This is a genomic window from Pseudomonas hunanensis (assembly GCF_013393325.1).
Taxonomy (GTDB): domain Bacteria; phylum Pseudomonadota; class Gammaproteobacteria; order Pseudomonadales; family Pseudomonadaceae; genus Aquipseudomonas; species Aquipseudomonas putida_P.
On the sequence record NZ_QJRC01000101.1, the window covers coordinates 162,072 to 183,626 of the forward strand.

General features: G+C 63.3%; 14 protein-coding genes and 4 tRNA genes. 7 read left to right on the forward strand and 11 right to left on the reverse strand.

Annotated features, from left to right (window positions below; translation table 11 throughout):
- Positions 1 to 205: 205 nt before the first annotated feature.
- On the reverse strand, positions 206 to 4,222 hold the full coding sequence (locus DM807_RS25805; RefSeq protein WP_179028134.1) for a bifunctional nitrate reductase/sulfite reductase flavoprotein subunit alpha: 4,017 nt from the start codon (positions 4,220 to 4,222) through the stop codon (positions 206 to 208).
- A gap of 249 nt (positions 4,223 to 4,471) precedes the next feature.
- Here DM807_RS25805 and map point away from each other — a divergent pair, with 249 nt between their 5' ends.
- Positions 4,472 to 5,263: a type I methionyl aminopeptidase gene (gene map, locus DM807_RS25810; protein ID WP_425326935.1), complete on the forward strand. Its 792-nt coding sequence runs from the start codon at positions 4,472 to 4,474 to the stop codon at positions 5,261 to 5,263.
- A gap of 87 nt (positions 5,264 to 5,350) precedes the next feature.
- On the opposite strand, the gene DM807_RS25815 is transcribed toward map, so the two are convergent.
- The 4 genes from DM807_RS25815 to DM807_RS25830 all read right to left on the reverse strand — a co-directional run bounded on the left by DM807_RS25815 (position 5,351) and on the right by DM807_RS25830 (position 5,852).
- A tRNA-Asp gene (locus tag DM807_RS25815) sits at positions 5,351 to 5,427 on the reverse strand.
- A 13-nt stretch (positions 5,428 to 5,440) separates the two neighbouring features.
- Positions 5,441 to 5,516 (reverse strand) — tRNA-Val (locus DM807_RS25820).
- A 170-nt stretch (positions 5,517 to 5,686) separates the two neighbouring features.
- Positions 5,687 to 5,763, reverse strand: a tRNA-Asp gene (locus tag DM807_RS25825).
- Positions 5,764 to 5,776: 13 nt separating this feature from the next.
- Positions 5,777 to 5,852 (reverse strand) — tRNA-Val (locus DM807_RS25830).
- Positions 5,853 to 6,068: 216 nt separating this feature from the next.
- Between DM807_RS25830 and rdgC the strand changes: the two genes are divergently transcribed.
- The 3 genes from rdgC to sugE all read left to right on the forward strand — a co-directional run bounded on the left by rdgC (position 6,069) and on the right by sugE (position 8,510).
- Entirely contained in the window at positions 6,069 to 6,989 is a 921-nt protein-coding gene (gene rdgC / locus DM807_RS25835) for a recombination-associated protein RdgC (protein WP_003252510.1), read from the forward strand.
- A 123-nt stretch (positions 6,990 to 7,112) separates the two neighbouring features.
- The gene (locus tag DM807_RS25840; RefSeq protein WP_179028136.1) at positions 7,113 to 8,087 is read left to right on the forward strand and encodes a bile acid:sodium symporter family protein; all 975 of its coding nucleotides are present in this window, start codon (positions 7,113 to 7,115) and stop codon (positions 8,085 to 8,087) included.
- Positions 8,088 to 8,192: 105 nt separating this feature from the next.
- The gene (gene sugE / locus DM807_RS25845; protein WP_012270979.1) at positions 8,193 to 8,510 is read left to right on the forward strand and encodes a quaternary ammonium compound efflux SMR transporter SugE; all 318 of its coding nucleotides are present in this window, start codon (positions 8,193 to 8,195) and stop codon (positions 8,508 to 8,510) included.
- Positions 8,511 to 8,519: 9 nt separating this feature from the next.
- Here sugE and DM807_RS25850 read toward each other — a convergent pair whose 3' ends face one another.
- From DM807_RS25850 to DM807_RS25865, 4 genes are all read right to left on the reverse strand, one after another.
- Positions 8,520 to 10,397 carry a 1-acyl-sn-glycerol-3-phosphate acyltransferase gene (locus tag DM807_RS25850; protein WP_060492608.1) on the reverse strand — a complete coding sequence of 626 codons (1,878 nt, stop codon included), beginning with the start codon at positions 10,395 to 10,397 and terminating at the stop codon, positions 8,520 to 8,522.
- 112 nt (positions 10,398 to 10,509) lie between these two features.
- Positions 10,510 to 11,343, reverse strand: a complete 834-nt coding sequence (locus tag DM807_RS25855) for an amidohydrolase family protein (protein WP_012270977.1) — start codon at positions 11,341 to 11,343, stop codon at positions 10,510 to 10,512.
- 24 nt (positions 11,344 to 11,367) lie between these two features.
- Positions 11,368 to 12,642, reverse strand: coding sequence for an MFS transporter (locus DM807_RS25860; RefSeq protein ID WP_060492609.1), 1,275 nt, complete (start codon positions 12,640 to 12,642; stop codon positions 11,368 to 11,370).
- A 91-nt stretch (positions 12,643 to 12,733) separates the two neighbouring features.
- Positions 12,734 to 13,465 (reverse strand): GntR family transcriptional regulator, encoded by a 732-nt coding sequence (locus DM807_RS25865; protein ID WP_012270975.1) that lies wholly within the window; start codon positions 13,463 to 13,465, stop codon positions 12,734 to 12,736.
- 153 nt (positions 13,466 to 13,618) lie between these two features.
- Between DM807_RS25865 and DM807_RS25870 the strand changes: the two genes are divergently transcribed.
- Positions 13,619 to 14,797 carry an MFS transporter gene (locus DM807_RS25870; protein ID WP_179028137.1) on the forward strand — a complete coding sequence of 393 codons (1,179 nt, stop codon included), beginning with the start codon at positions 13,619 to 13,621 and terminating at the stop codon, positions 14,795 to 14,797.
- Positions 14,798 to 14,922: 125 nt separating this feature from the next.
- Complete coding sequence (locus tag DM807_RS25875; protein ID WP_179028138.1) at positions 14,923 to 18,402, forward strand: hybrid sensor histidine kinase/response regulator; 3,480 nt, start codon at positions 14,923 to 14,925, stop codon at positions 18,400 to 18,402.
- Here the strand turns inward: DM807_RS25875 and DM807_RS25880 are convergent.
- Together DM807_RS25880 and DM807_RS25885 are read right to left on the reverse strand one after the other, a co-directional pair.
- Positions 18,374 to 19,747 (reverse strand): DNA recombination protein RmuC, encoded by a 1,374-nt coding sequence (locus DM807_RS25880; RefSeq protein WP_179028153.1) that lies wholly within the window; start codon positions 19,745 to 19,747, stop codon positions 18,374 to 18,376. The genes DM807_RS25875 and DM807_RS25880 overlap by 29 nt on opposite strands.
- Positions 19,748 to 19,952: 205 nt before the next feature.
- Positions 19,953 to 20,372: a tetratricopeptide repeat protein gene (locus DM807_RS25885; RefSeq protein WP_012270971.1), complete on the reverse strand. Its 420-nt coding sequence runs from the start codon at positions 20,370 to 20,372 to the stop codon at positions 19,953 to 19,955.
- A 951-nt stretch (positions 20,373 to 21,323) separates the two neighbouring features.
- On the opposite strand from DM807_RS25885, the gene DM807_RS25890 reads away from it, so the two are divergent.
- Complete coding sequence (locus tag DM807_RS25890) at positions 21,324 to 21,548, forward strand: hypothetical protein (protein WP_009686213.1); 225 nt, start codon at positions 21,324 to 21,326, stop codon at positions 21,546 to 21,548.
- Positions 21,549 to 21,555 lie beyond the last annotated feature (7 nt).

Below are 21,555 nucleotides of genomic sequence, written 5' to 3' on the forward strand. Positions count from 1 at the left end.
ATCAGCGGGGCTTGTTGTATTGGAGATAAAGCAGGGACTGTGCCAATTGCTTTACCTGTGGCGGCCTCTTCGCGGGTGAACCCGCGCCCACAGGGATCTCCAAAGGTCGGCAGACTTGTACGGTACCTGTAGGAGCGGGTTCACCCGCGAAGAGGCCGGCACAGGTATGCACATTCACAGTGCACAACAGCCCATCCCGGTGCGCTCAGTACACATCGCGCCTATACCGCTTGGCCTTGTTCAATGTTTCGACATAGGCATCCGCATCCACTTTCCCGTGCACGGCAATGACTTCACGTAACGCCGCATCCACATCCTTGGCCATGCGCTGGGCATCCCCGCAGACATAAAAATACGCGCCTGCCTCCAGCCATTGCCATACCTGTGCTCCCTGCTCTCGCAGGCGTTGCTGTACATAGATCTTCTCGGCCTGGTCGCGGGAAAACGCTGTATCCAGCCGTAGATGACCACCTGCCTGCCAGGCCTGCAATTGTTCCCGGTAATAGAAGTCGGTTGCCGCGTACTGCTCGCCAAAGAACAGCCAGTTACCGCCTTTCGCCCCCCGCGCCTCCCGTTCTTCGAGGAAGGCGCGAAACGGCGCAATACCAGTGCCAGGGCCAACCATGATTACCGGCACATTGTCGTCCTCGGGCAGGCGAAAGTGCTTCGACACCTGCGGGAAAATTGCCACCTTGAGTGCCTGCGCACGGTCAGCAAGGAAGCTTGAACACACGCCTTTACGTTCGCCATAACGCACCGTGGAAACCGTCAGGTGCACCTGCTCCGGGTGCGCCAGCGGGCTGGAGCTGATCGAGTAGAGCCGCGGCTGCAACGGCTTGAGCAGCTCCAGCCAGTGGGCCAGTGGCAACTGCTGGGGGAAGGCGCGCAGCACATCGGTCAACTGCCGGCCCCACAACCAGTCCTGCAGCTCGGCCTTGCACGCGGGCTGCAGCAGGCGCTGCAGGTCGGGCGCATTGCCTGCAAATGCTTGCAGCTGTTGAGGGCTTACCTTGGCAATTTCCAGATGCGCCTGCAGGGCTTCGGCCAGTGGCATGGCAGGCTGGCCTTTCAACTCGACCATGGCCTGGCCATCAAGCTGCGTCAGTGCCAGCAGCTCGTCGACCAGGGCCGGGCAATTGCGCGGCCACACGCCCAAGGCGTCACCGGCGGCGTAGGTGAATCCGCTACCGCTCAGGTCGAAGACCAACTGGCGGGTTTCCTTGCTGGCACCGGGGCCATTGAGCAGGCGATTTTCCCGCAAGGTGGCAGCCCAGGGTTGTTGCTTGCTGTAGGCCGCCACGGGTGCGGGGTCGCTGGCCGGTAGTGGCGCCGTGGCACTGCCCAGCTCGGCTAGCAATGCCTCGAGCCAGCCCGCAAAGGCTTCGTCAAAATCCGGCTCGCAGTCCACCCGTTGCAGCAGGCGCCGCCCTCCCAGCTCGGCCAGGCGCAGGTCGAGCTTGCGGCCAAAGCCGCAGAACTGATCGTAACTGGAGTCGCCCAGGGCCAGCACGGCATAGGGCAGCTCGGCGCAATGGGCGCCCTCCTCGCCCTGCAGCGCCTGCCAGAATGCCGCCGCGCTGTCGGGTGCATCGCCATCGCCAAAGGTACTGGCAATCAACACCACACTGGCAGCGCCCCGCAACTGGCTTGGGCTGACCGCCTCCATGCAACTGAGTTGCACACTCAGGCCAGCACCGCGCAGGCGCTCGGCACAGCGTTCGGCCAGCAGCTCGCCGTTGCCGGTCTGCGAGGCCCACAGCACCTGATGCAGTGGCACTGTCAGCGCCGCTGGGGGCGCAGTGGCGGGCTGGGCGAACAGCCCGGCCAGCAAACCGTCGACGAACAGCCGCCGGTTGGCAGCCAGCGGCGCACTGGCCGGCAGGGCGGGCACGCCCTCGGCGCGGGCTTGGTCCAGGCCCAGCAGGAAACCTTGCAGGTAATGGCGCTCTTCTTCGGCCAGCACCGGGGTCGGCAGGGTGTCCAGGCCAAGCAGACGGGACAGGGTGGCGGTCGGCATGCGAGCAGGCTCCGAAGTGGCAGTGTTCAGGTCGAGGGCATCGATGCGCTCACTTGCGACCCGCTCCAGGGCCACGGCGCAATGTTTGAAGGCAGGCTGCAGTGACAACGGGTCGACCGCATCGCAGGTCACGGCATTGATTGCCAACTGCTCGCCGATCAGGTCGTTCCAGTGAAACGGCGCGAAGCAGTTGCCCGGCATGACCCGGTCGCTGATACGCGCCGGTAGCACGGCTTGACCACGCCGCGAGCGAATGGCCACCTGGTCCTTTTCTGCCACTCCCAACCGGGCAGCATCTTCGGGGTGGATTTCGACAAAGGGACCAGGCTCCAACTTGTTCAGCGCCGGCACCTTGCCGGTCTTGGTGAGGGTGTGCCATTGGTGCTGCACGCGGCCGGTATTCAGCACCATGGGGTAGTCGTCATTCGGCAACTCCGGCGCCGGCAGCCAAGGCCGAGCGAAGAAGCGCGCCTTGCCGCTGGCGGTCGGGAAGGCCAGGGCCGGCCGCTGCCCCTGGGCATCGAGCAACAGCGCCTGGCTGCTGCCGTCGTTGAGGTAGCGCAGTGGGCTTCGCGCCTGTTCACGGCCCGGCGCACAGGGCCACTGGCGCGGTTGCGTACGCAGTTCGGCATAGCCGATGCCGCGCAGATCGTAGCCGGTCAGCGGGTTGTGGAAGCGGCGAATTTCCTCGTACACCGCTTCGGCATCGGGGTAGTCGAATGCGTCGGCATAGCCCATGGCACAGGCCACACGGGCAATGATCTGCCAGTCGGGCAGGCTTTGCCCTGGCGGCTCGACAGCGCGCGGCATCAGCGTCAGGTTGCGTTCGCTATTGATCATCACACCCTCGCCTTCGGCCCACAGCGCGGCCGGCAGCAAGATGTCGGCGTAGCGGTTGGTTTCGGTGTCGAGGAATGCATCCTGGGTAATCACCAGTTCGGCCTCGCGCAGCCCGTCGATTACTTGCTGGCGGTTGGCGACACTGGCCACCGGGTTGCTGCAGATGATCCAGCAGGCTTTCACTTCTCCGGCCTTCATCTGCTCGAACAGCGCCACCGTGCCCTCACCGCCTTCGCTGCGCAGGCTGCCCGGCGCCAGCTGCCACTGCTGCTCGACAAAGGCGCGGTCCGTTGCCACCAACGCCGAGCGCTGGCCTGGCAAGCCAGGCCCCATGTAGCCCATCTCGCGGCCGCCCATGGCATTGGGCTGGCCGGTCAGCGAGAACGGGCCGCTACCGGGGCGGCAGATGGCGCCCGTGGCCAGGTGCAGGTTGCAGATGGCGTTGCTGTGCCAGGTGCCGTGGATGCTCTGGTTAAGGCCCATGGTCCAGCAGCTCATCCAGTTGCTGGCGCTGCCGATCCAATCGGCGGCCTGGATGATATCGGCCTCCGCCAGCCCGGTGATGGCGGCTACGCGCTCGGGGGTATAGTCGTCGAGGAAGGGTGGCAGTTCGTCCCAGCCTTCGGTGTGGCGGGCGATGAAGTCGGGGTTGGTGTGGCCGTTGCGCTGCAGCAAGTGCAAAAAGCCGTTGAGCAAGGCCATGTCGCTGCCTGGGCGTACTTGCAGGAACAGGTCAGCCTTGTCGGCGGTAGCGCTGCGCCGGGGGTCGACGACGATCAGCTTGGCCCCGGCCTTGACCCGGTCGAGCAAGCGCAGAAACAGAATGGGGTGGCAGTCGGCCATGTTGGCGCCGATCACCAGGAATACGTCGGCGTGCTCGAAGTCCTGGTAGCTGCCGGGTGGGCCATCGGCGCCCAGCGACAGCTTGTAGCCGCTGCCCGCGCTGGCCATGCACAGGCGCGAGTTGGACTCGATATGGCGGGTGCGGATAAAGCCTTTAGCCAGCTTGTTGGCCAAGTACTGGGCCTCCAGGGACATTTGCCCGGACACGTACAGCGCCACGGCGTCAGCGCCGTGCTGGTCGATGATGCCGCGCAGGCGCATGGCAGTGTCGGTGATGGCCTGGTCCATGTTGGTGCGCACCGGCGGCTGGCTACGTTGCTGGCGCACATAGGCGTCAGCCATGCGCCCGGCGGCGCTCAGCGGCAGGTGTGCGGTGAGGCCTTTGGTGCACAGGCGGCCGAAGTTGCTGGGGTGCTGCTTGTCGCCACTGATCTTGCCGACCTTGCCATCGGCAACGCTCATGACGATGCCGCAGCCAACGCCGCAGTAGGGGCAGACGCTGCGCACTTCGCTGTTGGCCATGGGCGGGCTCCTGTGGGGAACGCAAAAAGGCGCCGGCTGCTCCGGCTTGCGCAAGCAAGCGGGGCAACACGGCGCCTTTGTCGTGAGGTTGTGTGGGCTGTCGACGTTGACCGCCCTGGATGGGAGGTAAGTCAGCAATTAATGGGCCAGCCGCCTCACGCTCCCACAAAGGCCGTGCTGTGGCCTATCTTGCGCACCATGCGGTGGCAACTTCACAGCCCCAGGCGCTATGCTGGGGCACATTCCAGCATGAGCAACTGCCCTCCCCCTATGTCTCAGGTGATCATCAAGACCCCCGCCCAACTCGACCTGATGCGCCGCGCCGGCCAACTGCTGGCCCAGGTGTTCGCCGACCTCGACAGCTTCATCCGCCCCGGTGTCACCACCATGCAGATCAACGATCGCGCCGAGGCATTCATCGTCGATACACTCAAGGCGCGGCCAGCGAGCAAAGGCCAGTACGGCTTCCCCTACTCGCTCAATACTTCGGTGGACCATGTGGTGTGCCACGGCATACCCAAAGTCGATGAAGTGCTCAAGGAAGGCTCGATCATCAACGTCGACATCACCCTGGAACAGGGCGGCTACATTGCCGACTCTTCGAAGATGTATGGCATCGGAGCGATCAGCGATGAAGCCCGGCGGTTGGTCGACACCACCTACGACGCATTGTGGAAAGGCATCGAGCAGGTGCGCCCTGGGGCGACGCTGGGTGATATCGGCCATGCCGTGCAGGCCCATGCCGAGGCTGCGGGCTACAGCGTGGTACGCGAGTATTGCGGGCACGGCATTGGCCAGCAGATGCATGAGGGGCCCGAGGTGCTGCACATTGGCCAGCGCGGCATGGGCATGAAGCTGAAGCCGGGCATGGTGTTTACCATCGAGCCGATGATCAACCAGGGTAAGCGTGGCACGCGAGAAATGAAGGACGGCTGGACGGTGATTACCCGTGACCACAGCCTGTCGGCGCAATGGGAGCACACCGTGGCAGTGACCGAGCAAGGGTTCGAAGTGCTGACGCTGCGGGAGGAAGAGCGCTGAAGCTGAAACTGCAGGCACAAAAAAAGCGACCCTAAGGTCGCTTTTTTTGTTACTTCCGGGTGTTCAGTGGGCCCTGGAAGTGGAATATGGCGCAGCGGACGGGACTCGAACCCGCGACCCCCGGCGTGACAGGCCGGTATTCTAACCGACTGAACTACCGCTGCGCTATACATCGAGTGGTGGGTGATGACGGGATCGAACCGCCGACCCTCTGCTTGTAAGGCAGATGCTCTCCCGGCTGAGCTAATCACCCATGTCTCTCGGTGTGGCGCGCATTCTACGGGCGACTTTGCGCTCTGGCAAGCACTTATCGAAGTTTTTTCAAACTTGGATCAAACAGCAAAATACAGGCACAAAAAAAGCGACCCTAAGGTCGCATTCTTTGTTACTTCCGGGTGTTCAGTGGGCCCTGGAAGTTGAATATGGCGCAGCGGACGGGACTCGAACCCGCGACCCCCGGCGTGACAGGCCGGTATTCTAACCGACTGAACTACCGCTGCGCTATACATCGAGTGGTGGGTGATGACGGGATCGAACCGCCGACCCTCTGCTTGTAAGGCAGATGCTCTCCCGGCTGAGCTAATCACCCTTCGTCTCGGTGTGGCGCGCATTCTACGGACGGCCCCACACCCTGGCAAGCACTTTTTAAACTTTTTTCAAAAAAAACCTCATGCCTTTCAAAGACCTAGCGTTGGCGTGCGTTTCTTTCCCGCATTAGTCACTGCTGGCCCTGTGACAGGGCTGGCCTCAGAACAGCGCACGGAGAATAATGCCCGCCTTATGCATTAAGGAGAGATTGCCCCTCATGTGGTTCAAGAACCTGCTGACCTACCGCCTGACCCAGGAAGTTCCGTTCGAGCCTGAAGCGCTGGAAGCCGCCCTGGCCAGCAAGCCGGCCCGCCCTTGCGCCAGCCAGGAGCTGACCACCTACGGTTTCGTCGCGCCGTTCGGCAAAGGCGAAGACGCTCCCCTGGTGCATGTCAGCGGCGAGTACCTGCTGATTGCCGCACGCAAGGAAGAACGCATCCTGCCTAGCAGCGTGGTCAACGACGCGGTCAAGGAAAAGGTCGAAGAGATCGAGACCGAGCAAATGCGCAAGGTCTATAAAAAGGAACGCGACCAGATCAAGGACGAGATCATCCAGGCCTTCCTGCCGCGCGCGTTCATCCGCCGCTCGATGATCTTCGCCGCCATCGCCCCACGCCTGGGCGTGATTCTGGTCAACTCGGCCAGCGCCAAGCGTGCCGAAGACCTGTTGTCGACCCTGCGTGAAGTGATGGGCTCGCTGCCGGTGCGCCCTGCCACGGTAAAAATTGCGCCGGTTGCCACCATGACCGACTGGGTCAAGTCGCAGCAAGCCGCCGAAGGCTTCTATGTGCTGGACGAATGCGAGCTGCGCGACACTGCCGAAGACGGCGGTATCGTGCGCTGCAAGCGCCAGGACCTGACGGGCGAGGAAATCCAGCTGCACCTGAGCACTGGCAAGGTAGTGACCCAGCTGGCCCTGGCCTGGCAGGACAAGCTGTCGTTCATTCTCGACGACAAGATGGTCATCAAGCGCCTGAAATTCGAAGAGCTGCTGCAGGAGCAGGCCGAGCAGGACGGTGGCGATGAGGCAGCGCAGCAGTTCGATGCCAGCTTCCAGCTGATGATGATGACCTTTGCCGAGTTCCTGCCGGTGCTGTTCGAAGCGCTGGGTGGGGAAGAGATTCCGCAAGGGGTCTGATGTTCTCTTGAAGGACCGGTGCTGGCCTGGAAGTGATTTTTTGCCTGCACCGGCCTCTTCGCGGGTAAACCCGCGAAAGGGCCAATAAAATCCACACAGCTATAAAAAGAAAAGGAATTGCCCATGCGTGCCCTCGCCGCCTTAAGCCGCTTCGTCGGCAATACCTTCGCCCTGTGGGTGCTGGTTTTCGCCGTGCTGGCTTTCCTGCAACCGCAATGGTTCATCGCCCTCAAGGTGGCCATTGTGCCGCTGCTGGGGCTGGTGATGTTCGGCATGGGCCTTACCCTCAAGCTCGACGACTTCGCCGCCCTCGCCCGCCAGCCTTGGCGGGTGATGTTGGGCGTGGTCGCGCACTTCGTGATCATGCCCGGCATGGCCTGGCTGCTGTGCCAGCTGTTCCACCTGCCGCCGGAAATTGCCGTGGGCGTGATCCTGGTTGGTTGCTGCCCAAGCGGCACGGCATCGAACGTGATGGTCTGGCTGTCGCGTGGCGACCTGGCGCTGGCCGTGGCGATCGCTGCGGTCACCACCCTGCTGGCACCGCTACTGACCCCGGCGCTGATTTGGTTCCTGGCATCGGCCTGGTTGCCGGTGTCCTTCATGGACATGTTCTGGTCGATCCTGCAGCTTGTCATGCTGCCGATCGTGCTCGGCGTGCTGGCCCAGCGCTTGCTCGGTACCCGCGTGCAGGCGGCGGTGCAGGTGCTGCCACTGGTGTCGGTGGTGAGTATCGTGATGATCGTGTGTGCGGTGGTGGCGGCCAGCCAGGCGAAAATCGCCGAGTCGGGGTTGCTGATCATGGCGGTGGTGATGCTGCACAACAGCTTCGGCTATTTGCTGGGGTACCTGACCGGCAAGCTGTGCAAGCTGCCGCTGGCCCAGCGCAAGTCACTGGCACTGGAGGTGGGCATGCAGAACTCCGGGCTTGGCGCGGCACTGGCAGCAGCGCACTTCTCGCCACTGGCGGCGGTGCCGAGCGCCTTGTTCAGTGTTTGGCACAATATTTCCGGGGCGCTATTGTCCACCTGGTTCCGGCGGATGAATGAGCCGGCGGTGGAAACCGAAGCAGTGGAACCCGCCCGCACAGGCTTGCCCTGAAACCTTCAGGTGTGCACCATAGTGGCCACTGTGAGGACGACCTCACGACGCACCGCGTGACCATTCCGGGGACGGCCCCATCATTCAAACGATGGAGACACACTCATGTCCTGGATCATCCTGTTCTTTGCCGGCCTGTTCGAGGTCGGCTGGGCCGTCGGCCTGAAATACACCGACGGCTTCAGCAAGCCGATTCCCACCGTACTTACCGTCGGCGCCATGGTCATCAGCCTTGGCCTGCTGGGCCTGGCCATGAAGGAGCTGCCACTGGGCACCGCCTATGCCATCTGGACTGGCGTCGGTGCCGTGGGCACGGTGATCGCTGGCATCATCCTGTTCGGCGAATCGATGGCCCTGGTACGGCTGGTCAGCGTGGCACTGATCGTCTGCGGCCTGGTCGGCCTTAAAGTCAGCGCCAGCTAACCCCCTCCCCTAGCGCAGGTTACCGCGCAAACGGCTGACCTGCTCGCGCAACAACTCTGGCTGCGCCGCCTCCACTGGGATGGCGGCGCCTGCCACAATGGTCACCCGCGACCACAGGCGCTTGAAAAAGCCCTTGGCCGGGTCGCGGCTGAAGAAGCTGCCCCACAGCCCCTGCAAGGCCAGCGGAATCACCGGCACCGGCGTTTCTTCGAGGATGCGGTTGACGCCGCCCTTGAACACATCGATTTCGCCATCACCGGTCAACTTGCCTTCCGGGAAGATGCACACCAGCTCCCCCTCGGCCAGGTACTGGGCAATTCGCGCGAAGGCGCGCTCGTAGGTCGCCAGGTCTTCGTTACGTCCGGCTATCGGGATGGCGCCAGCGGTGCGGAACACGAAGTTGAGCACCGGCAGGTTGTAGATCTTGTAGTACATGACAAAGCGGATCGGCCGGCGGATAGCCCCACCCAGCAGCAGCGCATCGACGAATGAAACGTGGTTGCACACCAGCAACGCCGCGCCTTCGTCAGGGATGCGTTCAAGGTCGCGATGCTGCACGCGATACATCGAATGGCTGAGCAACCAGATCAGGAAGCGCATGGTGAACTCGGGCACGATCCTGAAGATGTAGGCGTTGACCGCGATGTTGAGCAGCGACACCACCAGGAAAAGCTGCGGGATGGTAAAGCCTGCCAAGCCCAGCAGGACGATGGTGAGCACCGCCGACACCACCATGAACAGGGCATTGAGGATGTTGTTGGCCGCGATCACCCGGGCGCGTTGGTCTTCGGCCGTACGCGCCTGGATCAGCGCATACAGCGGCACGATATAGAAGCCGCCGAACACGCCCAGGCCGACGATCGACAACAAGATCCACCAGGCCTGGCTCATGCCCAGCAGCGCCAGCCAGTCATGCGGCGCCGCGGCAGCCGGCACATCACCGGAATGCCACCACCACAACAGGCCGAACAGGGTCAGGCCGAACGAGCCGAACGGCACCAGGCCAATCTCCACCTTGCGCCCGCTAAGGCGCTCGCACAGCAATGAGCCCAGGGCGATACCCACCGAGAACAGCGTCAGCACCAGGGTCACCACCGTGCCGTCACCGTGCAGCCAGTCCTTGGCGTAGGCCGGGATCTGCGTAAGGTAGATGGCGCCGACGAACCAGAACCACGAGTTGCCGACGATCGAGCGCGACACCGCTGGCGGCTGGCCCAGGCCCATGCGCAGAATCGCCCAGGACTGCTTGAAGATGTTCCAGTCCAGTGTCATCTGCGGCGATGCGGCGGCAGCCCGGGGGATCCAGCGGCTGGCCAGGTAGCCGAGCACCGCCGTGCCGACCACGCCACCGGCCACCACCGAGGCGTAGCTGTCGGCCGACATCATCACCCCGGCGCCGATGGTGCCAGCGAGGATGGCGAGGAAGGTGCCGGTTTCCACCAGCCCATTGCCGCCAACCAACTCTTCCTCACGCAGGGCCTGCGGCAGGATTGAATACTTCACCGGGCCAAACAGCGCCGAATGGGTGCCCATGCCGAACAGCGCCACCAGCATCAACGCCAGGTGGTTGGTGATAAAGCCCAGCGCACCCACTGCCATGATCGCGATTTCGGCCAGTTTGATCGCGCGGATCAACGCGTCCTTGGCGAACTTTTCACCAAACTGCCCGCCCAGTGCCGAGAACAGGAAAAACGGCAGGATGAACAGCAAGGCGCACAGGTTGACCCAGATCGACCGGTCGCCGTCGCCCAGGCTGAGCTTGAACAGGATCGCCAGAATCAGCGACTGCTTGAACAGGTTGTCGTTGAAGGCACCCAGCGACTGGGTGATGAAAAACGGCAGGAAACGCCGCTTGCCGAGCAAGGTGAATTGCGAGGAGTGACTCATCGTCCATGGTCCTGAGGGCTTTTCAATTGGAGGCGCGCCGGGCACGCCAGGCCACAAATCTGCATGGGAAATGCGTTGACTGGCAAGCCGTGCCTTCAGAACAGGTACTGCATCACTCGAAACCGAACAACGCCTGCGCGGTATCCAGCAACAAGGCCCGGCGCAACTGCGCCGAACAGCCCAGGGCGTCGAACTGCTCGACAGCGGTGCCGAAACTCACTGCCGATTCATGCTGGGTATGCGGCCAGTCACTGCCCCACATCAACCGCTGCGCCCCGTAATGGGCTTCCAGCGCGCATAGCGTCTGACGGGCGAATGAAAGGTTTTCCTCGGGCGAACCTTCCAGCCGATAGATGCCAGACACCTTCACCCAGACCTTGCCCCGTCCGCCCAGGGTCAGCAGCTCGGCGAACCCCGGCTGGCCGAGGCCACGGCGGGCATCGGGCCGGCCAAAATGGTCGATCACGATGTCCAGCCCATAGGGTTCGAGGGCCCGCACCAACGCCGGTATGTCGGCCACTTGCCGATGCAGCTCCAGGTGCCAGCCCTGCTCGCCAATGCGCTCCAACATAGGCCGCCATTCGGCGCCGGTCAGGTCAGGCAAGGCCTGCCCCATGAGGTTCAAGCGCACACCCCTCACGCCCAACCTTGCCATTTCGTCCAGGCTCGCCCGTTCGACATTTCGCTCCAGCATCACCACCCCGCGCAATTGCCCCGGCACGGTCTGCAAGGCACTGAGCAGGTAACGATTGTCGGTACCGAGGAAGCTGGGCTGAACCAGCACGCCATGGCTGAAACCATGGGCCAGCAACTGGCCCAGGTAGTCGCCCAGCGGCGCATCGTAGCTGGGCGCGTAACGCCGCACGCTGGCCAGGTTCAACCCACGGCTGAATACGTGGGCGTGGCTGTCGATGGCAGTCAGGTGTAAAGCAGGAGCGTCGGGCATGGTTCTCATACAAACAAGGTCAGGTTACTTGGCAGCAGCACCGGCCATTTCCGGCGCGGGTGCAGATTCAAGGTTACGGCCACGGGTTTCCGGCAGGCACAGGGCAGCGATCACCGCCACGCCATAGGCAATGCCAGCATCGATGCCAATGGCACTGCCCAGCGACATCGACTCACTCATGTGGCCGACCAGGAACGGGAATACCGCCGACAGCACGCGGCCAAAGTTGTAGCAAAAGCCCACCCCGGCCCCGCGCACATCAGCTGGGTACAGTTCATTGAAGAACGCGCCCAGGCTGGCCGGGATGCCGGCAGCGAAGAAGCCCAGCGGGAAGCCGAGGAACAGCATCTGGGTATTGGTCAGCGGGAAGAACACATAGGCCTGCACGGTCAGCACGCAGCACAGCGCGAACAGCAGGATGTTCTTGCGGCGCCCAATGCGGTCGATCAGCAGGCCACTGACCACGCAGCCGCACCAGAAGGCCAGGATGATCACCGCCAGGTAACCGCCGGAGTTCAGCACTGAAAGGTTGCGTTCGGTTTTGAGGAAGGTCGGCAACCAGGTCATCACCGCGTGGTAGCCACCGTGAGCACCCAGGCCGAGCAAGCCGCCCAGCAGGGTCACGCGCAGCAGTTCCGGGCGGAAGATGCCAGCCATCGACTGCAGGAAGCTGGTGGGGATGGCGTTTTCTTTCTGCAGGCGCTGGAAGCTGTCCGGCTCGGGCACATTGCGGCGTACCCAGATGATCAGCAGTGACGGCAGCAGGCCGACGAAGAACATGACCCGCCAGGCGAATTCCTGCGGCACCAGCGAGTAGATCAACGTGAACAGCGCCACCGCCAGGCCCCAACCCACGGCCCAGGCGCTCTGCACCGTGCCCATGACCTTGCCACGATATTTCGGGTTGATGGTTTCGGCCATCAACACCGCGCCGGCCGCCCATTCGCCACCGATGCCGAAGCCTTGCATGGCCTTGACGAACAGCAGCGGGTAAAAGCCAGTGACGAATGCCGAGAGGAAGGTGAAGAAGGAGAACCAGAGAATCATCCATTGCAGGGTTCGCACACGGCCGTAACGGTCGGACAGCGTGCCGCCCAGCCAGCCACCGATTGCCGAGGTCACCAGGGTCAGGCCACTGATCAGGCCGGCATCGCCCTTGCTCAGGGAGAACGCAGCGATCAACGCAGGGATAGCCAGGCCGAACATCTGCACTTCCAGCGCATCGAGCGACCAGCCGCCGAAGCAGGCCCAGAACGTCTTGCGTTCCCGTGAAGTGATCTGGCGATACCAACTGAACATGATTGTTATCCTTTTAGTGTGTTGCGGGCAGGCGAAGCCACTGCGCCGTGGCAAAGCGGCGCAGACGGGTAACGGGGGTGAAGCGGCCGGCTTAGCGGATGTCGATGCGGTAGCGGAAGTGCTGCGCATGGCCGCGCGAGCGGCGCCATTCCAGCGGCTGGCCGGCGTAGTCACGGGCCAGGCGCTCGATCACCACCACCGGGCTGTCGACTGGTAGTTGCAATAGGCGGCCATGCACCGCGTCGACCGCTTCGGCAGTCAGGGTCTCTTCGGCGTAGGCGACTACCTGGCCGCACAGTTCTTCGTAGATCGGGTACAGCAGCGGGCCCTTGCTGTTCAACTCCACATCCAGCAATGGCTGGAAGGTCTGGCGCGGCAGCCAGATTTCCTCCGCCAGCACGGGCTGGGCGCCAAGCAGACGGGTACGAACGATGCGGATCACATCGGTTTCGAGCGCCAGGCCCAGGGCCTCAGCCACCGCCGATGGCGCCGCCAGCGGCTCGATGGACAGGATGCGGCTTTCTGGCACCACGCGCTCGCCATTGGCAGCCTCGAAGCGAAAGAAGCGAAACAGCGAAGACTGGAACTGTGGGCGGCGGATAAAAGTGCCGCGGCCCTGCTGGCGCTCCAGCACGCCTTCGGCCACCAGCACATCGACGGCCTTGCGCACGGTGCCGACCGACATATCGAATTCGGAAGCCAAGGCTGCTTCGGTCGGGATCGCTTCGCCGGGGCGCCAGCGGTTGTTGGCGATCTGCTCGACCATGTGGTCGCGCAGTTGTTGGTAGCGGGGCAGTCGAGCATCACCGGTCAATGGGTGCATGGGTCTCGCTCTCGTCTTGTTATATAAACATATATATGAATTTTTCGTGAGTATTCCCCGTGGCCTACGGGTTGTCAATCCTCCGCCTGTCGCCAGGCACCGCGCCTGGCTTATGCTTGTGCCTGGGAACACCAGAACAACAAGGACGTGGCAATGCTCGCCGCCATCAAACGCTACCCGCACACTGTACGCCTGCTGCTGCTCACCACCTTCAGCCTAACCGTTGCCCGCGCCCTCACCCTGCCCTACCTGGTGGTGTACCTGGCCGACAACTTTCAGCTGCCGATCAGCCAGATCGGCCTGCTGATCGGCGGCGCGCTGATCATTGCCTCGCTGCTGAGCCTGTATGGCGGCCATCTGGTCGACACCTTGCGCAACCACACGCTGGTCAGCGCCAGCACGCTGCTGTTCGCCCTGGCCTTCATCGGCGCGGTCGCCAGCCGTTCGGCGCTGTTGTTCTTCTTGTGCCTGGTGCTGATCAACCTGGCCCTGGCAGTGGTCGACATCGCCGCCAAGGCGGGCTTCTGCGCGTTGCTGCCGGTGGAGGAGCGGGCCGAGGTGTTCGCCATCAAGTACACCCTCAGCAACGTCGGCTACGCCGCCGGCCCGCTGTTGGGCGTGGCCATGCTGGAGCTGAACGACCATCTGCCGTTCATCGCCTCTGCCGTGCTTGGCCTGGTCATGTGCGTGGCTTACTGGCGCCTTGGCGACCGCAGCCTGCAGGCCAGCGCACCCGAAAAGCCTGCGGCCGGCTTCGGCCAGGTGGCGCTGGGGCTGGCGCGTGATCGCCGGCTGGTGTGCTTCACCCTGGGCGGGGTGCTCAGCGCGGTGGTGTTCGGCCAGTTCACCGCCTACCTGTCCCAGTACCTGGTGGTAACCAGCAGCCCGGCCGAAGCGGCGCGCCTGGTCGGCTACCTGGTGACCACCAACGCGGTGACGGTGATTGCCCTGCAGTACCTGATTGGTCGCCGCATCAGCCGCCAGCGCCTGATGCCCTGGCTGCTGGCCGGCATGGGCCTGTTCATTGTCGGGCTGCTGGGTTTCGCGCTGGCCGGCTCGGTACTGGCCTGGTGCCTGGCGATGCTGGTGTTCACCCTGGGCGAGATCATCGTGATCCCGGCCGAGTACATGTTCATCGACCTGATCGCACCGGAACACTTGCGCGGGGTGTATTACGGTGCGCAGAACCTGTCCAACCTGGGGGCGGCGCTGGGGCCGGTGATGGTGGGGTTCGCCCTGGTGCATCTGTGGCCGGGGGCGATCTTCTACCTGCTGGTGTTGTCGGTGATACTGGCGGGCGTGTTTTATGGGATGGGCACCCGAAAAGATTGATGTTTTGTTTCAGATCAATCACGCGCAAGCTCAGGCCTACAACCATCGTCTGCGCTGACGAAGCGGCACCTGCGTGCCAGACTGATTGATCGGGACCGCGTTACCTTTTTTGCTTCGGAGTCTTCATGTCGTTGTCCAGCGGGCTGATCGCCGTGGTCGCCCTGGCCTATATGGCCATCATGTTCGCCATCGCCTTCTATGGCGACCGCCGCAGCACGCCGTTGCCGCCGAAGCTGCGTGCCTGGGTGTACAGCCTGTCGCTGGCCGTGTACTGCACCAGCTGGACCTTCTTCGGCGCCGTCGGCCAGGCCGCCGAACAGCTCTGGGCGTTCCTGCCCATCTACCTGGGCCCGGTGCTGCTGCTGATCTTCGCGCCTTGGGTGCTGCAGAAGATGGTGCTGATCAGCAAACAGCAGAACATCACCTCGATCGCCGACTTCATCGCCGCGCGCTATGGCAAGTCGCAGACACTGGCGGTGGTGGTGGCGCTGATCTGCCTGATCGGCGTGCTGCCGTACATCGCCTTGCAGCTCAAGGGCATCGTGCTGGGCGTGAACCTGCTGATCGGCGCCAACGCTGATGCAACCGGTACCCGCGTGCAGGACACCGCGCTGGTGGTGTCGCTGGTGCTGGCACTGTTCGCCATCGTGTTCGGCACCCGCAGCCTGGACGTGACCGAGCACCACCGTGGCATGGTCCTGGCGATTGCCTTCGAATCGCTGATCAAGCTGCTGGCCTTCCTTGCCGTGGGTATCTTCGTGGTCTTCAACCTGTATGACGGTTTCGACGATCTGTTCAGCCAGGCTCGCCAGTCGATCCACCTGCAGAACTATTGGCAAGAGACCATCAACTGGCCGTCGATGGTGGTGCAAACCGCCGTGGCGATGATGGCGATCATCTGCCTGCCACGGCAGTTCCACGTGACCGTGGTGGAGAATATCGAACCCCAGGACATGCGCCTGGCGCGCTGGGTGTTCCCGATGTACCTGGCACTGGCCGCACTGTTCGTGGTGCCGATTGCCCTGGCCGGGCAGATGCTGCTGCCAGGCACGGTGATTTCCGACTCGTTCGTCATCAGCCTGCCACTGGCCGAGGCGCACCCAAGCCTGGCCCTGCTGGCGTTCATCGGCGGCGCCTCGGCGGCCACCGGCATGGTCATCGTCGAGGCCGTGGCGTTATCGACCATGGTGTCCAACGACATGCTGCTGCCCTGGCTGCTGCGGCGCAACAACGCCGAGCGGCCGTTCGAAGCGTTCCGCCACTGGATGCTTTCGGTACGCCGGGTGACCATCGTGGTGATCCTGCTGCTGGCCTATGTCAGCTATCGCCTGCTGGGCTCTACCGCCAGCCTGGCGACCATCGGCCAGATCGCCTTTGCCGCCGTGACCCAGCTCACCCCAGCCATGCTCGGCGCGCTGTACTGGAAGCAGGCCAACCGCCGTGGCGTGTTCGCCGGCCTGGCCGCTGGCATTTTCCTGTGGTTCTACACCTTGGTGCTGCCAATTGCCGCGCACAGCCTGGGCTGGTCGCTGCAGCTGTTCCCAGGGTTGGCGTGGCTGCACGGCAACCCGCTGAACCTGCCGATCAGCCCGCTGACCCAGGGCGTGGTGCTGTCACTGGCGGGCAACTTCACCCTGTTCGCCTGGGTGTCGGTGCTGTCGCGCACGCGGGTTTCCGAACACTGGCAGGCCGGCCGCTTCATCGGCCAGCAAACCAGCGCCCGGCCCAGCAGCAAGCCGCTGCTGGCGGTGCAGATCGACGACTTGCTGACCCTGGCCTCGCGCTTTGTCGGTGAGGAGCGCGCGCGGCAGAGCTTCATCCGTTTCGCCTACCGCCAGGGCAAGGGCTTCAACCCCAACCAGAACGCCGACGGTGACTGGATCGAGCACACCGAACGGTTGCTGGCCGGGGTGCTCGGCACCTCGTCGACCCGCGCTGTGGTCAAGGCCGCCATCGAAGGCCGCGACATGCAACTGGAAGACGTGGTGCGCATCGCCGACGAAGCCAGCGAGGTGCTGCAGTTCAACCGCGCCTTGCTGCAAGGCGCCATCGAGAACATCAACCAGGGCATCAGCGTGGTCGACCAGAACCTGCATCTGGTGGCCTGGAACCGTCGCTATCTGGAGCTGTTCAACTACCCCGACGGGCTGATCAGCGTCGGCCGGCCTATTGCCGACATCATCCGCTACAACGCCGAACGTGGCCTGTGCGGTCCGGGCGAGGCCCAGGTGCATGTGGCGCGTCGTCTGCACTGGATGCGCCAGGGCCGCGCGCACTCCTCCGAGCGGCTGTTCCCCAATGGCCGCGTGATCGAACTGATCGGCAACCCGATGCCCGGCGGCGGCTTTGTCATGAGTTTCACCGACATCACCCCGTTCCGCGAGGCCGAACAGGCCCTGCGCGATGCCAACGAAGGCCTTGAGCAACGGGTGGCGGAGCGCACCCACGAGCTGTCACAATTGAACCAGGCACTGTCCGAAGCCAAGAGCCAGGCCGAAGCGGTAAGCAAGTCCAAGACCCGCTTCCTGGCGGCGGTCAGCCATGACCTGATGCAGCCACTGAACGCCGCCAGGCTGTTCTCCGCCGCCTTGTCGCAGCAGGCCGAGGGCATGAATGAAGAAGCCCAGCAACTGGTGCAGCACATGGACAGCTCGCTGCGCTCGGCCGAAGAGCTGATCAGCGACCTGCTGGACATCTCGCGCCTGGAGAACGGCAAGATCACCCCGGATGCCAAACCATTCGCCCTCAACGAACTGTTCGACACCCTGGGCGCCGAATTCAAGTTGCTGGCGGCCGAGAAGGGCCTGGAGTTCCGCCTGCGCGGCAGCCGCCTGCGGGTGGACAGCGACATGAAACTGCTGCGCCGAGTGCTGCAGAACTTCCTCACCAATGCCCTGCGCTACGGCAAGAGCCCGATCCTGCTAGGCGCGCGCCGACAGGGCGAGCGCCTGTGGCTGGAAGTATGGGACCGTGGCCCGGGTATTGCCGACGACAAGCTGCAGGTGATCTTCCAGGAGTTCAAGCGCCTGGACAGCCACCAGACCCGCGCCGAGAAAGGCCTGGGCCTGGGCTTGGCGATCGCCGACGGCCTGTGCCGGGTGCTGGGGCACCCGCTGGAAGTGCGTTCATGGCCGGGCAAGGGCACAGTGTTTCGCGTCAGCGTGCCGATTGCCCGCCAAACCGCCCCGGCGCCAAGCGCCCCGGCGGAGCAACAAGGCGGCCAGCCACTGGCCGGGCTGCAAGTGCTGTGCGTGGACAACGAAGACAGCATCCTGATTGGCATGAACAGCCTGCTCAGCCGCTGGGGTTGCCAGGTATGGACCGCGCGCAACCAGGCCGAATGCGAAGCCCTGCTGGCCAAAGGCATGCGCCCGCACCTGGCGCTGGTGGACTACCACCTGGATGACGGTGAAACCGGCACCGGGTTGATGGGCTGGCTACGGGCGCGCCTGGGTGAACCGGTGCCCGGTGTGGTGATCAGTGCCGACGGCAGCAAGGAAACCATCGCCCTGGTGCATGCATCGGGCCTGGATTACCTGGCCAAGCCGGTGAAGCCAGCAGCCCTGCGCGCCATGCTCAATCGCCATCTGAGCCTGGTTCAGTAACCGCCTCGTCAGGCAGTGCCTCGTCGGACAGCGCCCGCTCCAGCAGGTCTGCCGGCAGGCTCTTGCTGGCCCGGGCGCCCAGCAACTTCAGCTGTTCGCTGCGGCTGACCAGGTTGCCACGCCCTTCGCACAGTTTATTGCGAGCGGCGGCATAGGCCTTGTCCACCTGCTGCAGGCGGTTGCCCAATTCGTCCAGGTCCTGGATGAACAGCACGAACTTGTCGTACAGCCAGCCGGCGCGCTCGGCGATCTCGCGGGCGTTCTGGCCCTGGCGCTCCTGCTTCCACAGGCTGTCGATCACGCGCAGGGTGGCAAGCAACGTGGTGGGGCTGACGATCACGATCTGCCGGTCGAAGGCTTCCTGGAACAAGTTCGGCTCGGCCTGCAGGGCTGCCGAGAAGGCCGCCTCGATGGGTACGAACAGCAGCACGAAATCCAGGCTGTGCAGGCCTTCGAGGCGGTTGTAGTCCTTGCTCGACAACCCTTTGACGTGGCTGCGCAGCGACTGCACGTGCTGTTTGAGCGCGGCCTCGTCATTGCCGGCAACGAACTGCTGGTACGCGGTAAGGCTGACCTTGGCGTCCACCACCACCTGCTTGTCGCCAGGCAGCATGATCAGCACATCGGGCTGGAAGCGCTCGCCATCGGCGCTCTTGAGGCTGACCTGGGTCTGGTATTCACGGCCTTTTTCCAGGCCAGCATGCTCCAGCACCCGCTCGAGGATCAGCTCGCCCCAGTTACCCTGGGTTTTCTGGCCCTTCAGGGCTTGCGTGAGGTTGGTGGCTTCGTCGGAGAGGCGCAGGTTGAGCTGTTGCAGTCGCTCCAGCTCCTTGCCCAGCGAGAAGCGCTCGCGGGCTTCTTGCTGGTAGCTTTCCTCCACGCGTTTCTCGAAGGATTGAATACGTTCCTTGAGCGGGTCGAGCAACTGCCCGAGGTGCTGCTGGCTGGTCTGGGCGAAGCGCTGCTCGCGCTCGTCGAATATCTTGGTGGCCATGTCGGCGAACTGGGCACGCAGCGTGTCACGGGCCTCCTGCAGGTCTTCCAGACGCTGCTGGTGGCTTTCCTGCTGCTCACGCAGTTCGGCCTCAAGGCGGGCGGTTTGCGCTTCCAGCCGGCGCAGTTCGGCTTCACGGTTGGCACGTTCAAGGTGCCAGGCGTGAGCTGCGTCACGGGCGTTGTCGCGGTCTATCTGCAGCAGCTCAAGCTCGCGGCCCTGGGCCGCCATCTGGGCCTGCTTGACGGTGTTCGCTTCGCTGAGGTCGCTGACTTCGTCGCGGCTGGCGTCCAATTGCGCCTGCAAGCCGGCCTGAGCCAGTTGGGCGGCGTTCAGACGCTCTTCGAGCAAAGCCTGCTCACCTTGCCACGCGCCCTGGCGGCGCTGCACCTGCATGACCCACCCCAGGCAGGGTAAAGCGCCTGCCACCAAGCCCAGCAGAATGCTGGCCAGATCCACTGTCATGCTTACCCCGAAAGATCCTGGACGATTGATGCGCAGCTTATCAGCCTGAGCACTGTGTTGCCTGTGCGGGCCTGTTCGGGGTCAGCACACCTCAGCCAGGAAACCACTGCCGCAACAGCCGCCGCGCTTCCTGCGACCCCTGCCCTGCCGCAAGCTCCAGCCAATAGCGCGCCTGCTCAGGCTCGTTATGCTGGCACTGCCGCGCGTACTCCAATTGCGCCCGCCGATCCCCTGCACGGGCGGCCTGGCGCAGCAGCTCATGGCCAATGCGCCGGTCGCGGGCGTTGCCACAATCGCGGCACAGCATCTGCCCCAAGCGGCTTTGCGCCACCACCACGCCCTGGCGCGCTGGCTGCTTCAACAGGCGCCCGGCCAGATGCTTGACCTGGGGCTTGTCGCCCAGGCGCGGGCTGTCGAGCAGCCACAAGGCCACTTTCAGGGAAAAGCGTTTGGCGGGAGGCGCAGGTGTCGATGCAGCGGGGCTGGCGAGGTGTTTACCGCGGAACTTCATGAGCAACAGGTTTGGCAACTCGAAAGGCGCGCCACTCTACTCTTTTTTTTTCACCCTGACCTGTCGATTTCTGGAGGATTGAAAAAAAATTTCAATGATCTTTTCTTGACGTTTTCAGGAGGGTGACCACCCGGTCTGTCGGGGCATGTCGATTGTCGGACAGTTCCTTCTATTGCTGGCACGCCCGTGCTAGAGCAAGCGCCCGGGACAATCCACAGTTCCTGTGGATAACTCGGTGGACAACCCTCTCCTATTCCCCGCAAACCCCCGTAAATTGGGGGCTTTGCTCAAACTGACGATTTTTTCACCAGCTAAAAATAGTGTTTTTTTTCATTGACTTAACCATGCAGTCAAGTCATTGGCGAGGTTCTCGAAGCCTGTTGCCAGGCTGTTACAGAGGATGCCCCGAATGTGAACAAGTGCACCATAACCCTCCAATTGAGTGCACGAAAAGGGCACATCGGCCCGCATACGGGCCATTTGCCCCCTCTTCACAGCAGCGAGAATTCGCGCCATACTGCGCGGCTCACCTGAACAAACGTAGTGCTTGCTATACCTGTGCACTTGCGGTAAGGTGCGCCTCGTTAGTACCAAGCTGAAAGTCAATTCTGGCCACAAGCGTCCTTGCAGAACCGCTCCCCCCAAGAGCGACCCTGCTGAAACCAGGACCGGCCCATTCAATGATTCTGTCGCCAGCCTTGCGCTGTTCAAGCACGAATCACATGACAGATTGATCAGGATCCCACCCCGACGGCCTAGAACCTTGGCCCCGGCGTGCTGCCTGCCTTCCGAAGTACCTACCAGTCAGCCCAAGCGCCCACATTTGATTGCGCCCCCTCTGGCTGCCCTGTTCCAGTCAGGTTCGTTCGTCCCTTAATAAAGGCGTCACTGGAACGTTTCTATCATGCACGGATCATATCCCCCGTGTTTAAAGCAGGAACCTCCAACAATATGCAAACTCATCATCAAATTCAGGCTGCCATTGGCACCCTCTCCCAGGCCTTCTCGCCGTTGAAGTGCCTTATCGTTGCCCCACGCAAGGGCAGCTTCAGCTTTACCCTGGTAGACGAACACGGCGTCGCCTGCCACACCGAGCGCCTGTACCCCGAACAGTACAGCCGCAATGAACCGCTGCAGGCGGTGATCGCCCGGACTCGCCAGTCGCTCACCGCGTGAGCGGCGA